This is a genomic window from Agarilytica rhodophyticola, assembly GCF_002157225.2.
Taxonomy (GTDB): domain Bacteria; phylum Pseudomonadota; class Gammaproteobacteria; order Pseudomonadales; family Cellvibrionaceae; genus Agarilytica; species Agarilytica rhodophyticola.
The window spans coordinates 5,755,717-5,769,038 of the sequence record NZ_CP020038.1 but is presented as its reverse complement, the minus strand read 5'-3'; the positions used below and the strand labels follow the sequence as shown (position 1 = coordinate 5,769,038).

At 39.1% G+C, this 13,322-nt stretch carries 14 protein-coding genes; 10 read left to right on the top strand and 4 right to left on the bottom strand.

Going from position 1 to position 13,322, the window contains the following annotated elements; genetic code table 11:
* Positions 1-5: 5 nt before the first annotated feature.
* Positions 6-1,094: a saccharopine dehydrogenase family protein gene (locus tag BVC89_RS23935; RefSeq protein ID WP_086933629.1), complete on the bottom strand. Its 1,089-nt coding sequence runs from the start codon at positions 1,092-1,094 to the stop codon at positions 6-8.
* Between the two features lie 320 nt (positions 1,095-1,414).
* Between BVC89_RS23935 and BVC89_RS23930 the strand changes: the two genes are divergently transcribed.
* The 9 genes from BVC89_RS23930 to BVC89_RS23890 all read left to right on the top strand — a co-directional run bounded on the left by BVC89_RS23930 (position 1,415) and on the right by BVC89_RS23890 (position 8,067).
* Positions 1,415-1,996, top strand: a complete 582-nt coding sequence (locus BVC89_RS23930) for an AHH domain-containing protein (RefSeq protein WP_158658097.1) — start codon at positions 1,415-1,417, stop codon at positions 1,994-1,996.
* Between the two features lies 1 nt (position 1,997).
* Positions 1,998-2,609 carry a hypothetical protein gene (locus BVC89_RS23925; protein WP_086933627.1) on the top strand — a complete coding sequence of 204 codons (612 nt, stop codon included), beginning with the start codon at positions 1,998-2,000 and terminating at the stop codon, positions 2,607-2,609.
* Positions 2,610-2,733: 124 nt separating this feature from the next.
* Positions 2,734-3,711 (top strand): histone deacetylase family protein, encoded by a 978-nt coding sequence (locus BVC89_RS23920; RefSeq protein ID WP_216825036.1) that lies wholly within the window; start codon positions 2,734-2,736, stop codon positions 3,709-3,711.
* Between the two features lie 161 nt (positions 3,712-3,872).
* Entirely contained in the window at positions 3,873-4,553 is a 681-nt protein-coding gene (locus tag BVC89_RS23915) for a DUF3047 domain-containing protein (RefSeq protein ID WP_086933626.1), read from the top strand.
* Complete coding sequence (locus tag BVC89_RS23910; protein WP_086933625.1) at positions 4,550-5,446, top strand: class I SAM-dependent methyltransferase; 897 nt, start codon at positions 4,550-4,552, stop codon at positions 5,444-5,446. Before BVC89_RS23915 ends, BVC89_RS23910 begins: the two co-directional genes overlap by 4 nt.
* A 186-nt stretch (positions 5,447-5,632) precedes the next feature.
* Entirely contained in the window at positions 5,633-6,796 is a 1,164-nt protein-coding gene (locus BVC89_RS23905; protein WP_086933624.1) for an RHS repeat-associated core domain-containing protein, read from the top strand.
* Positions 6,797-6,802: 6 nt separating this feature from the next.
* Complete coding sequence (locus tag BVC89_RS23900) at positions 6,803-7,120, top strand: hypothetical protein (RefSeq protein ID WP_086933623.1); 318 nt, start codon at positions 6,803-6,805, stop codon at positions 7,118-7,120.
* An 89-nt stretch (positions 7,121-7,209) separates the two neighbouring features.
* Complete coding sequence (locus BVC89_RS23895) at positions 7,210-7,509, top strand: hypothetical protein (protein WP_086933622.1); 300 nt, start codon at positions 7,210-7,212, stop codon at positions 7,507-7,509.
* A gap of 252 nt (positions 7,510-7,761) precedes the next feature.
* Positions 7,762-8,067, top strand: a complete 306-nt coding sequence (locus BVC89_RS23890; RefSeq protein ID WP_086933621.1) for a hypothetical protein — start codon at positions 7,762-7,764, stop codon at positions 8,065-8,067.
* A 75-nt stretch (positions 8,068-8,142) separates the two neighbouring features.
* Here the strand turns inward: BVC89_RS23890 and BVC89_RS23885 are convergent, their stop codons facing one another.
* Positions 8,143-10,095 (bottom strand): endonuclease/exonuclease/phosphatase family protein, encoded by a 1,953-nt coding sequence (locus BVC89_RS23885; RefSeq protein ID WP_086933620.1) that lies wholly within the window; start codon positions 10,093-10,095, stop codon positions 8,143-8,145.
* A gap of 644 nt (positions 10,096-10,739) precedes the next feature.
* On the opposite strand from BVC89_RS23885, the gene BVC89_RS23880 reads away from it, so the two are divergent.
* The gene (locus BVC89_RS23880; protein ID WP_086933619.1) at positions 10,740-11,663 is read left to right on the top strand and encodes a hypothetical protein; all 924 of its coding nucleotides are present in this window, start codon (positions 10,740-10,742) and stop codon (positions 11,661-11,663) included.
* A 91-nt stretch (positions 11,664-11,754) separates the two neighbouring features.
* On the opposite strand, the gene BVC89_RS29960 is transcribed toward BVC89_RS23880, so the two are convergent.
* Together BVC89_RS29960 and BVC89_RS23875 are read right to left on the bottom strand one after the other, a co-directional pair.
* Positions 11,755-12,081 (bottom strand): hypothetical protein, encoded by a 327-nt coding sequence (locus tag BVC89_RS29960; RefSeq protein WP_158658096.1) that lies wholly within the window; start codon positions 12,079-12,081, stop codon positions 11,755-11,757.
* A 616-nt stretch (positions 12,082-12,697) separates the two neighbouring features.
* The gene (locus BVC89_RS23875; RefSeq protein ID WP_086933618.1) at positions 12,698-13,315 is read right to left on the bottom strand and encodes a DUF1176 domain-containing protein; all 618 of its coding nucleotides are present in this window, start codon (positions 13,313-13,315) and stop codon (positions 12,698-12,700) included.
* Between the last annotated feature and the right edge of the window lie 7 nt (positions 13,316-13,322).

The following is a 13,322-nucleotide window of genomic DNA, read 5'->3' as shown; positions in this document are numbered from 1 at the left end:
CTATATTATTTAGCTATTTGCTCGGCATAGTATTGTCCGAAGCGATTGTTAATAAAGTCATCGAACAAGATGTCTTCTTGTTTGATAAAGCCTTTATCAGCAAGTTTACCTTGAGCTAATAAATCTAATACCGTACAAATACCAGAAGCCGTGGTGATCTGGATTGCACTCCACAGCTTGCCGTTAATTTCTCGACTATATACTTTATTTACATAGGACTCCTGCACCAGCATACCGTCTTTCTTGCCACTAACATTGACGAATACTAAAACAACATCCTGAAAAGTAATTGGCAGGGCTTCTTCCATAATCTCTTTTAGTAGATCTTGACGATCTTTTAAGCGTAGATCGTGGAGCAACATCTTCATAATGTCGCGATGACCCGGATAGCGCACTGTACGATAATTAAGATTACATACCTTGTCATTTAATGTTTCACACAAAGTACCGAGACCACCAGAGGTATTAAATGCCTCATAATCCACACCGTCGAGAGAGAACTCCTCCAGTTCCTCTAGTGCAGGCACCTTCGTTAACTCTCCTTCAACAATCGCTTCACAAGGATTGCAGTATTCATTAATCAACCCATCGGTTGACCACGTTAAATTGTACTTCAGAGCATTAGATGGGTATTTAGGAAGAGCACCTACGCGCATATGCACGTTTTGCAGAGAATCGAATTTCTTTGCTAACTCGTAAGCGGCGATAGTAATAAACCCAGGCGCTAAGCCACATTGAGGAATAAATGCCTTCTTACTATTTTTCGCCAGATCTTTAACGATATTGGTGGTTTCCACATCCTCGGTTAAATCCAAATAGTGCACCTCAGCTTCCGCTGCCGCCATCGCCACATTACGTGTTACTTGGTAAGGCATCGCACTTAGAACAGCAAACTGGCCACGCATCGCTTTCAATAAGGCTTCTTTATCAGTGACATCAATGCGCTTGACTTGGACATTATCACGCTTAGGTAAACGAGAAAGGTTTTGTTCGTTAAGATCGACAACTGTGACATGGTAATCACCGCACGACGACAACAATTCAGTAATAATCGCGCCAATTTTGCCAGCGCCCAATAACATAACCTCTTTCATAATGAACTCCACTTGTATGCATATAGTTATCGCACAATATTAGGAGCCAAAGCTGTCATATTAAATATTGATTGTGGGTATTATGATTACTATTGCTTAACATATCGGTGGGTTTTCCGTTATTTTGTTAACTCTATTAGAGTGCTTGTAAGGCCTAAGCAGATGTTTTGCGAAATAACTCACAGATAATCTATTAGAAAACCAAAATCGATATTGAGGCGGGCAATTACAATAATGGCGGGTACTTCTTTGATAGCATCAGAGGTAGCAAAAGCAGCTAATTCGTTTTTATGCCTTACCCCACATACAAGGATCGCCGAATGTTTCCTGATATTAAGTTTCCTCAGGCCAAAGTTGATTGGCTTATTGCTGACTTTGTTAAGAAAGATAAGCCCTCAATTGCCGATTTTATGCGCCTTAAAACCATTGGCGGCTTGTATGATCGGCTAGATCGCTACCGCGCCGAAGCTATAAATATGAGCCGTAAAGACTTAATCGGAGAACATCATAGATCAAGTCGTTTAGCGCGGAATATGACAGCAGCGGGTGACCCTCGCCCATCTTCCCGGTGTGATTGCCATGCTTTGATTTCTGGTGCTCATGAAGGATCGGTTATTTTGCGTGCAATCATGGCATGGTTATTAATGAGAATTGATGATCCTTTTAATGGGTGCTGGCTGCCGAAAGATTGGGATGACCGTAAATATATGCCTAACTATCTTCGCCACGCTGTACCACATTGTCGTATCCACCATACTGAATACTACAACTGGCTTAATAGACGCATAAACTACCTAACGATTAAAACCCCTGAACAACTTATTAATGCTCTGCGAATAGTGCGTGTTTTACTTCAATCTGGTAATGTCCCGCCTAATGTTATGCCCAAAACAGGACGATAAAATGCTTTATACTCTGGCATCCGATAATCAGCACCGCCCTATGGTATGGGATTCAGATCACCTTGATATATTGGTCGGAGAAATCGGCGAAGCCATCGAAAAACGTATTGATATTAATCATGAACCCCGTTCATTTAAAGATGTGTTTCAAGAACCTGTACGCGTCAGCTTTCCGGGAATTGCTAAAGAATATAAAGATAAACCTATTCCGGATATAGCCGATGTGCAAGGGCGTTTATTCCTAAATGCCAAAGCTTATCAATGTTTACATTCATTGCTGGAAAATGACGGTGAATTTATAACGTTGAGCTATGAGTTAGGCGAAGCCTATTTTTTCATTCCTTTACAAGTGGCTGAAAATGCAGATGCATTGGATACTCAACTAAGCCGTAAAAATGAATGGGGTGATTTAGAGCATATGGCTTTTCATGAAAATAAAGTAGAGAGGTGGGCTGTATTCCGATCTATGTACAATGCCTGTATGACTTTACAATGTAACGAGAACATAAAAAATGCCATTGAAAAAGCCGGATTAAAAGGTGTATTTTTTACAACAGATTTAGGTAATAACTACGCAAATCAATTTGATGAAGGCGTACAGGTAAAAAATTGATAGAAAAACTCAAGCCAATATATGGCTTGGATGGGCGTTTCAGTTTGTTTTTTGTAAACTTGGTAGCTATGGTGGCAGTGTGTATATATTGTAATGCAGAAATCTATTCAGGGAATGGCGGGGTATGGAGCATGAACAGCCCCTAGAGGACTGGCATCGCAGGGTGGGCAATAGTATGAATGTTATCTACAGCACAAATTATAATATCAACCTTGGGCTATTAAATTACTTACATCCTTTTGACGGAATGAAGTTTAAAGCGATCCACCAAGGCTTAAAGTCCAATAGCAGAGTTAATTTTATTGAGCCTCCCGAATCTGCCAGCATGGAGTTAATTGATGGCTTTTTTTCCAGTATTATGCGAAAAAAAGTAAGGGATTCTGTATTCATCTTTAGAGCCCTAGAAGTCCCTCGTATTCCTTTTATCTCTTTTTCCTTTCTAGATCGCAAGATACTTCAGCCGATGCGTTGGGGTGTGGCTGGAACAATACTCGGTGCACAAAAAGCATTAAGTGAGGGCGGCATCTATTGGAATATATCGGGTGGCTACCACCATGCCGTGCAACAAAATATGGAAGGGTTTTGTATTTATAATGATATTGGTATCTGTCACCAGAAATTAGTTAACAATGGCGTGTTGGCAGAAGATGACAAGATACTGATTATTGATACCGACGCTCACCATGGCAATGGTAATGCCTACACCTTTATGGAAAATAAGCAGGTGACGATTTTGGACATTTATAATGCCGGTATTTATCCAGCATCTGGCTATACACGCGACCGTGTTGACATTGCCGTCCCTCTTAGGCCAGGTACAGAGGGACAAATATATTTGCAAAGCTACAGCGAGGCATTGCAAAAACTAGACGATGATTATCGTCTGGCCTTTGTGGTCGCGGGCACGGATACTTTATTAACGGATAAACTCGGTGGGCTATGTTTAACGATTGATGATGTGGCCGCAAGAGAAAAGCTCACACTGCAAGCACTTCACCAGCGCTCAATTCCAACGGTTATGCTCGGCGGTGGAGGCTACTCCAAAGACAGTGCAAAAAGCGTTATTCGCGCTATTTCTGCCTGTGCAGATTTGAAATTATAACACCAGTTATTAATAATATCTGGTGTAGGAGATTTAAAAGAAGGAAAGCAGCCGGGAAATAATGGGCAGCCTCGAATTAAAAATGAGCATGAGGGCCACGCGCAACCAATGCTTTACCTGTTAAAGATGGTAATTTAGCCTATTAATTAACGTGATAAAAAATGAAAAAACTGTGTTTCTGCTTAGCTATCTTCCTATTAAGCCAAAATTTAGCGGCCTTCTTGGGTTCCGAACTTGAAAAAAATGGATGGAAAATCCTAACAAAAAAGAAGGTTCCTGCTAGTGAATTCTCTATCACTGAAGATAATGGCATTAAAATTGTTTCTCCTGCTAGCAACGCGTTAATTTATCGTGAGGTTAACGCTGAGGAGCGTATGGGGAATGTACTTTCTTGGGAATGGAAAGTTGAAGATGGTTTGCCTAGCAAAACATTAAAAAAGAAACGGGGAGATGATCGTCCTATCGCGATCTATATTTGGTTTGAATCCAATCCTAAATACGATAGTTGGTGGATGCGAACAAAAGCTAAAATTGCCCGAAGTTTCGTCGGTGTTCCCTTACAAGGGCGTATTTTGACTTACGTCTGGGGAGGAACTGCTTCGGATCAAGAATTCTTTGATAACCCTCATATTCGAGGTTTTGGTAAGATGATTGCCTTAAAAACTCAAGAGGAGTCCTTGGGGCTATGGCAGATAGAGAAACGTAATTTAAAGCAAGATTTTCAAGAGGCTTTTGGTTTTCCTATGCCCAAGATTCGTTTTCTAGCACTATCTGCAGATTCTGAAGATAGTAAAAAGAGAGGTGTTGCTTTTATTAAGAATATTCAGCTGTCAGATTCATGAAAAAGATTTGTTGCCCCGTCTGCAATTCGTCACATGTCAACTTAGTTGAAAAAAACTCAGTTGATTGGATTGCCTTTCTCTATCAGCTTTTTCTTCAAATAGATGTCGCCCCATATTTTAAAGACATTGGAACCCTCTCCCTTTATCGTTGCGGGGATTGCCGCTTAGGTTTTTTCTCGCCCCATGTATCGGCACAGCAGGAGTTATACCAACAATTGCAAAAAAAAGATTGGTATTATCCTGCTATAAAAGAGGAGTATCACTATGCTGCCGGTTATATTGAGGCTGGCGCTAAGGTCTTGGATATCGGTTGTGGGCCTGGATATTTTAAGTCTTATCTAGAGGATGCTTATTATCAAGGCTTGGACTATTCACATTCTGGTAAGGAGATTTTATCTGAAGATGTTCATGAGCATATTGATCGACATCCATCTTACTACGATGCCTTAGTTTTATTCCAATTTGTGGAGCATTTAGAACAGCCTAAGGACTTTCTCGCAAGAGCGCTCTCTGGCCTTAAAAAAGGCGGGCGGCTAATCGTCGGCGTTCCCTACGAAGATTCCTACCTTCAAGATTTTCCGCTTTTTCCTCTTAATATTCCTCCTCATCATTTGAGTTTATGGAATGAGGAAGCGCTGAAACGCCTAGGTGAAGAACTGTCATTAACATTAATCTCTCTCCATCAACCAAACCTTGAAATATGGGAGAAGCCACTTTTTTGGTTGATTTTCTTTTTAAAAAAAATGGGGGTGTTAAAAAAGAAAAGACGTTTACTTTTAGGCTTCTGTACACCCATAGCCTATATTCTGAGCCTATTAGCCACCAAGTGCAATTGGCCTGTTCCCGTTCAGAAAGGTGCAACTATGATAGCCGTTTATCAACTGGATAGGTAAACGATCAATCAAGTAGTCAGAGTAAACCTCCCCCGATTTGGACTATGAAGATGTCACCGAACAGTTTGCACTCAATAAACTTAGCCCTGCTCTCACTTAAACAACAATAAACGAGACAATAAACAAGACACCCACTTTTTTCTAAGTTCGGTCGATAAGCTGTTATGAGTGTCTTGTTAATTCATTATGATTGGTGGCGGCGTCACAATTATTTTTGACCTGCCAAATCAGCCGACAAATATCAGCAACAGTGTAAACGGAAACTACATCTATGACGGTAATTTAAAGCGGGTAAAATCTGTCGTCAACGGAAAAACCATTTATAACATTTACGATCAATCCGGCGCACTCGTTCATATCGATGCCGTTAGTGACAACCAAAAAACCAATTATGTGAGCGGCCCCAACGGCAGCCTCGCACGAATCAGTAATAATATTATTACCTACCTCCACCCGGATCACCTAGGCAGCGCCCAAAGTGGCAGCGATGAAAATGGTAATGTGATATGGCGCGAACAATATACGCCCTATGGCGAAGAAATTAACAGCCCTGCCGCCAATGATGACTTAGCAGGCTATACAGGGCATATAAAAGACAGCGGCACAGGCCTAAACTATATGCAAGCGCGGTATTATGACCCTGTGGTTGGACGGTTTTTGTCGAATGATCCGGTTGGGTTTGTGCAAGGGAGGGAACGGCATTTTAATCGCTATGGTTATACTTATAATGACCCGGTTAATAGTATCGATCCTGATGGAGAGTTTGCTCTACCTGCTGTAGCGATTGGTGCTATTGTAGGTGGTGTGGTTAACGCTGTAGCTTATGCTGTTACCAGTGATTTCAATGGAAAAACTACGACTCAAATTCTAGGAGGAGTGGTTAAAGCTGCGGCTATTGGTGCAGTAGTTGGTGCAGCGACTACTTATGGTGCTGGTGCTGCTGTAGCTGCAGAACTGGGGGCAGTAAGAACTGCTGCCAATGTTACCGGAGCTGGTTTTGCTGCGGGCGGGACGGGAGAGATTGCTAATCAGTTAATAGAATCTGGTGAAGTAAGTAACTCTGGAAGTGTGTTGGCTGCGGCAGGAGGCAATGCTATTGGGGCGGGAGTCGGGGCTAAGGTCGCCGCTCCTATTGCTAATGCAGCAAGTAAAACATTAAGTGATGCTGGTTCACATGGTACTGGTGCGGCAATCAAAAGTTTAAGTAGCAAGGTTTTTAAACCCGTGGGCTATAGGGCTCCTACAACCATAGCTGCGCCAGAAGGGGCTGTAAAAGCTGGCGCTGAACTTATTGGCGGGTCAACAGGAGCGACAACGAACCAAGCTATAGATAAAACACGAACAAAATAAATTTATATGAAAATTAAGTTACCTAAATCTCGAAATTTACTACTAGACTTTTTTTCAATGTCTGTTTTTGTTGCTGTTTTTTATTTTAATGCGGAGGATATTGCGAGATTTTCGCTTGGCGATAGGGCTGATGTTATACCGTCTGATGAAGATATGATTTATATAGTTATTCTTTCTATTGTATATATTTTCGTTTGTGTCATATCTCTTATTTTAACAATTAAATTTTTCCGTTTTATTGCTAAAAAAGTATTTGGAATAGATGCAGGTGAGGATTATGTGGAAGTCGATTTATCCGAAAAAAAAGGAAAGAAAAACAAATAATATATTAATTTTTACCCAAGATTACTTATTGATTTTTTGAGTTGTGCCTTATTAATGCTGCAATATGTGCTGACAATGGTTCGTTCAAAATGAGAAATTATATGCAAAGGCTAAAGCAATCATTTTGCTTAAAAAGCGTAGTTTTATTTTTTGTACTTAGCTTTTTTGCTTTTGCTTTTTTGGTTTTACCGATCCCTGATTTTGATACTTTAAAAAAAGTTGATGGGGTTGTCTTAAGTAGACAGTTAAAAAAGGGTGGGGTAGGTGCTCAGGTTATTATAAATTCTGGAGAAGAAAAGATACTCTTCAATATTGCCAGTCTTACACATAAAGAAAATACTAAAGTTCGTAATTTAAAAAAAAGGAACAAAGGTTACAGTATGGTATGAAAAGGATGTTTTTTATACTTTTAATGGTTTTGAGCCATGGCAAATTGCTATAAATGATAGTGTTGTTGTTCCATATGAGCGGAAAATAAAAGCGGCAAGGATGTTGTACGACTTTGGTTTTATCCTTGTTTTTATTTCTCTGCATTTTTTTGCTATTTATTTTTATCTTTTGATAAAAAATAAATGAATACTATATTTACTTATATTTTAATTTGGGTGATACGCTACTAATAGGTATTCATTAGTTACTTTATGAAAGTTAAGCTACCTAAAACGAGAACGCTTTTATTAGATTTGAGTGTTATTCTTATCTACACGTTTATATTCAATGAAAATCTTGAAGATCTTTTAAGGTTTATACTTGGCGATTCCTATGATGCAAGTATAGAGGAAACAGGCATACTTATACTATTAATAGTAGTGTTTGTGGTTGGCGCAGCTTTTATATTCTTTATGTTCTCTTTTATCAACCTATTTAGGTTTTTTGCACAAAAAATCTTTGGTGTGAATGTCGGCGTAGATTATGTAGACCTTGATTTATCAAAAAAAATCAAATGACAAGCGGTAGTGTGAATAAAATAAATATACCATCCTTGGTAATATTGAAATTCTAGTACTCGAAGATTACTTATTTTATTTTGATTGTACTTCGGCAATATTTGAGGATTTCGATTTATTTTTAATATGTGCAACGTTTTTGTTTCGGAAGTAAAAACGGCTTTCCAACGGATCGCGATCGGTAGCTCGAATGGGGGTGTTGGGGTCAAAGCGAGGGGAGTCGAAATCTGGGAAGAGGGAATTAAAATGCAAAATATCGAAGCCTGCTAGGCGCTCGACTAATGCAGGGCTTGCCAGCATATGCGATAGAGCTTGACTGGTGCCATTATATACCCAAGTAAAAGCTTCCTCTGGCGATTCTTTTTCAAGTAAGTTTTGGAGGCTGATTTGCTTGCCTCCGTCCGCAAGAATTCCCACTACATGTTCTTGTTCGCCGGGTTCGGCAAATGGCAAATCCCCTAGATCTCCGGCGATCATTATCTGTGCTTTGTTATTTTTTTCGAAAAGGCTGTCGACGTATGCGCGAATAGCGCGGGCTTGAATTTGTCGTTGTGATTCAGTTATACGCTGGTGAACTCCGTTAAGATTGAGTAGAGGTCCATCCATGCGCTTACTTTTAAGTTTGCAGGCAATCACAGTAACAGGTGGAGTATTGTCTGCGAATCGAAAAACGCCTAATAAAGGCTCCCGAGTTCGAAATGGGCTGGAATAGCCAAAGGCCGATTCTATTTCTTTGCCTGCCATTTGTTCATATTTTATGAGTTCGACCCGCGCTTCATCATAAATAAATCCCACTTCGAGGCCGCGTCGGTCGCTGGTTTCCATGGATATGGCGCGGTAACGTGTGCCGGCCTGTTGGTTGACGCGATCGGCTACTCGCTGTAGCAAAGCTTGTGATTCAAATTCTTGCCCGACAATAAGATCTGGTAGTTCAAGTTCTTGAATAAAGGCAAGTGTAAATTTTTGAATGCGATTTTCGACTTCTTCTTTCGATGGGGTGCCCATACGGCCGGAACCGGGATCAAAATTTTCATCGAAGCGCTCAGGATTATCTACCTCATCAAAAAAGTCACGAAAATTCACATTGGTAATACGAGTGTCTCCTTTTTCAGCGCTACGTTGACTCACTGGGACTTTTGGCCAAGGGAGTGTTTTAACAGAAATTTCAGTCGGGTAAAGACGATAATTACCGTGTGAAAAATTGACGATCCCCGTAATATGTTTAATTGTATCACCGGGGCGGACAATCGTTGGTTTTTGTCTTTTATCTCCCCCAACCAGAATAACTTCTGGGTTGTAGTCCACTGCTCCATTTTCCAATAGCCGAGTATGTACTACATTTGTATTTCGAGAAAAGCCAGAATCTGTACGTGCATTTTCTTGTGTTAGCACAGCAAATTGACCAGAGCGTTCTGTAGCAGAAATTACCGAGGCATTTTTAATCGTAACGCGCATGCCTTCTAACGGCTCCCAAAAATCGACAGCTTCTGAGATATTTTGGTTCGGCAGCTTTGTTAAGCGAATAGGTTTGGGTAATTTCTGCTTATGCTTGAGCACTTTAAGATGTTTGATGTCCGTAAGTACTGTGTGAGGTAAGGTAATGCCACGCTGTACTTCCTGCACTTTTCCAATAACGTGAATAAGATCGCCAACCCGTAAATCTTGAACGTTATGATCAAGAGATGTATCTGGCGTTTGCATGATCATTAAACCATCAGAGCTTGACGGATTATTATCGCCCTTAGGATCTTGAATCCAATAACCGGTACCATTTTCTAGTATATGGGTGATTACCCCACGGGTGGCGACGATGTAGCCTGTGAGAGGTGAAAATGTTTCTGTACCTTGAATATCCATTATTGAGAATGATTCAAATCCGCGCAGATCATCGAGGATGCTCGGTGCAGAAGTGCTTTTTGGTGTCGTTGTATTTATCGATGCCAAACTCGATAACGCAAAGAAAAAGCTTATGAGTATAAACAGCATATGCTTGAGCTGAATAAAGCGATTCAGGATGCCACTTTTCATACCTATCCAAAATGGCTGAGGGGGAATCAAGAAATAAGATCTCGGCATAATATATCGATTCTAAAAGATTAAGGGAATGAACGTAGCATATTTAAAAGGTGCTACGGGCGAGCATGCAGATTTCAATTGTAAACCACGACAGTTTATTGTCTGTATTCTTTTTCAGTTTTTTCTCCCTAGTATTTTTTACCATATTCTTAATGTGGTATTAAAATGAGTACTCACTTTTTCTTAAATTTGACCGATGAGTCATAATTAATTGTATTTGTATAGAAAAATGAATAAGTGTTTATTGTTTTGACATCTTAAGTAACTACACAATTTAAGTAAATAATAAATTCTAAGTCTATTTTCTCTGGTAAAAAAATGGTAAACACGGGATTAATGATGAGGAATACCTATTAATATAGATACAAAAAACCCTTGCAGCAGTAGCAGGTTATTAGATCTAGGTAAAAATTAAGTGTTACTCATATTTAAATTATTATTAGAAAATTAATTTTATAATCTTTTATAGTAAAGAAAGATAAAGAAAAGTGATAACAACCGTATGCTTTTTTTAAGGTAAGCCATTATTAGATATGCAGGTTAATAGTTATGTGAGTAAATTTAATAAAAAATAGTGGGTATGTAGAGGCGTTTTGATGAAGGAGAAGTATCCAAATGATTTTTACCAACGTCATCAATTAGATTTATTATGCCATCTTCTCATCGAAATAAAATCGATGATGATATGGGCTCTGACTAATGGCTTTGATGTTCCCGAAAATATCGTAATGAAATACTGCGATGTACTTTATGGTATGCATCAAAAAAATATAAAATCAAAAGATACTCATAACCAAAAAACTTCACAAGATAATTTCAATTGCTATAAAGAAAATATTGGAAATCTCGTTCACATTCACGGTGTACTAAAACAAATTATTAGGCCTGCCAAGCCGAGAACGGTTGCACTTATTTACAGAGAACAGCGGCGCCGATCATTATTTATTTTTTTAGGGCCAGTACCATTAATCCGCCAGTTAGTGTTAATTGCGGTGTTTTTTCTATGTATGTTATATAGCTTAGGGCAGTTTTCTGAAGTGAATGTTATTAATGTTAATTTGAGTATTTTACATTCAGAGGGGAGCGCCCAGTTAAAAAGTCAGGGTTTCTTATTGGCGTGTGCTGGTCTTGGTAGTATTTTCTCGGGGCTCTTCCAAGCGATGGAATATGTTACCAAAGGTACTTATGACCCGAAATATAATGCTTCTTATTGGGTTCGAGTAATTTTAGGATTAATGTCTGGGTTAATTTTAGTTGAAATGATACCCGATAGTTATTTGGCCGATGGCCCTATGCAGGAGTTTGGTAAGCCGACTATTGCTCTTTTGGGTGGCTTTTCAGCAACTGTCGTTCATAAATTATTACAAAAAATTGTTGATATTATGGGACGAGCAATAGATCAAATTCCAGGAGGAAAGAATCATGATTCCACCGAGAGTTTTAACGTTCGTCAAAAAAACTACCATTCTCATGATATGATTTCCCTCCAAGAAAAAAAGGTCAACATTGTCAAAGAATAAAGGCACTCTCCATCACTTGCGCGAGCGGTATAGCACAGGTGATGGAGAAGATCGAATCGGTTATATTTGCAAAACTATTTTTTAGAAGTTATTAATTGCACGTTCCTGGAAATATAGTCTCGTTAAAAAATCCTTCAAGAGTTTCAATTCTTGGGCTTCTACAGCCTCTTGGTCCGCAACCCCCTGCACGTCTAAAAAAGTATTCTAATTGAACACTATCGCCACAACTTACATCAGCACTAATAGAACCACTAGAAGATCTATTGCTGACTCTGGCAGTACAATTATTTACCTCGCTAACTTTTCTAAATGTTTGAAAATCAATTACGTCATAGAGTGCAACTGTATATGTTTTCTGTAAATTTTCTCGATTAACTCCATCATCAAAAAGAACAACTCTCGTATCTGAGTCGCTCACGTTACAAGTGAATTCAATATCTGCTGAACAATGCATTGCGTATAAAAAAACAAACTAATAATAAAACGAACTAGTATTTTCATTATTTTACCTATTCTAATGACTCTTTGAATATAGTGTTTCTCTTTATGAGAAAGTTAATAGTTCCACCTAAATATATATGCGTCAATGCTGAAAAAATCTCGGCAAATTTTTACTTATATTGACAAATATTTAAATTAAATCTCTCACTAGTATTAATGTCCTTTAAATTATCATGATTGTGATAATCGTTGATTTTTAGGGGCGCTATTGTTGACTAATGTCGCTTATTTTTTTCTGTAAGGAGAAAAGCGTTTTATAAATTTTTTATAACAATTTTATGTTGTTTTTATGTTTTTCCGCTTTTCAAAAAAATAGTGACACTTATTTCAAAAGCTTATTTGCAAGAATTACTACTAAGGCAGGCTGTTTTTAATAATTGTTTTTGACTTTTAATTGGGAATTTTATCTATTAGTTAAAACATAAACAGGTAAGGCGATTTTTCAAATATAATTGATATCTTTATTATAAATGTGCCATTACCTGTTTTCGTTACCAAAGACTAGATGTATAAGTTGCAGCCATAAAGTAAATCTATTTTACCAATGGCCAACGCTTTGGGTCGAATAATTCAGCCGGTGGGTTCTCCGGTAGAGGCGATTCACTACAAGCCTGCTCACGTTTTTCAATTAATCTCGGTGGGGTTACTGCATCGGCCATTTGATATACCCGGTAAGAACCACAATCTCCAACCCCCCGCGATAGTGAATGTATTGCTAAACGCAGATTCTCCACTGTAAAGCTGATATTTCCCACTACCTCTTTGGAGTTGTCCGTATTGGCAGTATCTCCCAGCAGTAATTGTTTGGCTGTTTTAGTTGCTGCATCGTAGGTAAAAAGGTAATAAGTGGGTTGATATGCTCCAGGTACGCACATAACTTGTACAAGTTGTGTGTTGTTTTGTAGTGGGTATGTTTCTATGTCAGCCACATAATCGCAAGCTTTATCCCAGCGCAGCTTACGCTTCCACGACCACTGCTGCTGATCCCAGCCATCTGGCCCACTCCAAAGGTCGCGATCGTAGTTTTTAAGTAGATCCAAACCGTTGTTATCATTGCTTTCAGTCTGTCGCGGCGATTTCACTGCTTCACCAGCGCTGCAGCACGCTGTGACTAGAGCTATAGTTATGGCGCCAAATAAAGAGTAATTCATACGATCT

Bases quoted from the DNA above. Each gene is read 5' to 3' on its own strand.
- BVC89_RS23930 (WP_158658097.1), top strand. From the start codon at position 1,415: ATGTTTCCTGATATTAAGTTTCCTCAGGCCAAAGTTGATTGGCTTATT.
- BVC89_RS23875 (WP_086933618.1), bottom strand. From the start codon at position 13,315: ATGAATTACTCTTTATTTGGCGCCATAACTATAGCTCTAGTCACAGCG.
- BVC89_RS23890 (WP_086933621.1), top strand. From the start codon at position 7,762: ATGAAAGTTAAGCTACCTAAAACGAGAACGCTTTTATTAGATTTGAGT.
- BVC89_RS23935 (WP_086933629.1), bottom strand. From the start codon at position 1,094: ATGAAAGAGGTTATGTTATTGGGCGCTGGCAAAATTGGCGCGATTATT.
- BVC89_RS23920 (WP_216825036.1), top strand. From the start codon at position 2,734: ATGGAGCATGAACAGCCCCTAGAGGACTGGCATCGCAGGGTGGGCAAT.
- BVC89_RS23910 (WP_086933625.1), top strand. From the start codon at position 4,550: ATGAAAAAGATTTGTTGCCCCGTCTGCAATTCGTCACATGTCAACTTA.
- BVC89_RS23915 (WP_086933626.1), top strand. From the start codon at position 3,873: ATGAAAAAACTGTGTTTCTGCTTAGCTATCTTCCTATTAAGCCAAAAT.
- BVC89_RS23905 (WP_086933624.1), top strand. From the start codon at position 5,633: ATGATTGGTGGCGGCGTCACAATTATTTTTGACCTGCCAAATCAGCCG.
- BVC89_RS23900 (WP_086933623.1), top strand. From the start codon at position 6,803: ATGAAAATTAAGTTACCTAAATCTCGAAATTTACTACTAGACTTTTTT.
- BVC89_RS23895 (WP_086933622.1), top strand. From the start codon at position 7,210: ATGAGAAATTATATGCAAAGGCTAAAGCAATCATTTTGCTTAAAAAGC.
- BVC89_RS23880 (WP_086933619.1), top strand. From the start codon at position 10,740: ATGAAGGAGAAGTATCCAAATGATTTTTACCAACGTCATCAATTAGAT.
- BVC89_RS23925 (WP_086933627.1), top strand. From the start codon at position 1,998: ATGCTTTATACTCTGGCATCCGATAATCAGCACCGCCCTATGGTATGG.
- BVC89_RS23885 (WP_086933620.1), bottom strand. From the start codon at position 10,095: ATGAAAAGTGGCATCCTGAATCGCTTTATTCAGCTCAAGCATATGCTG.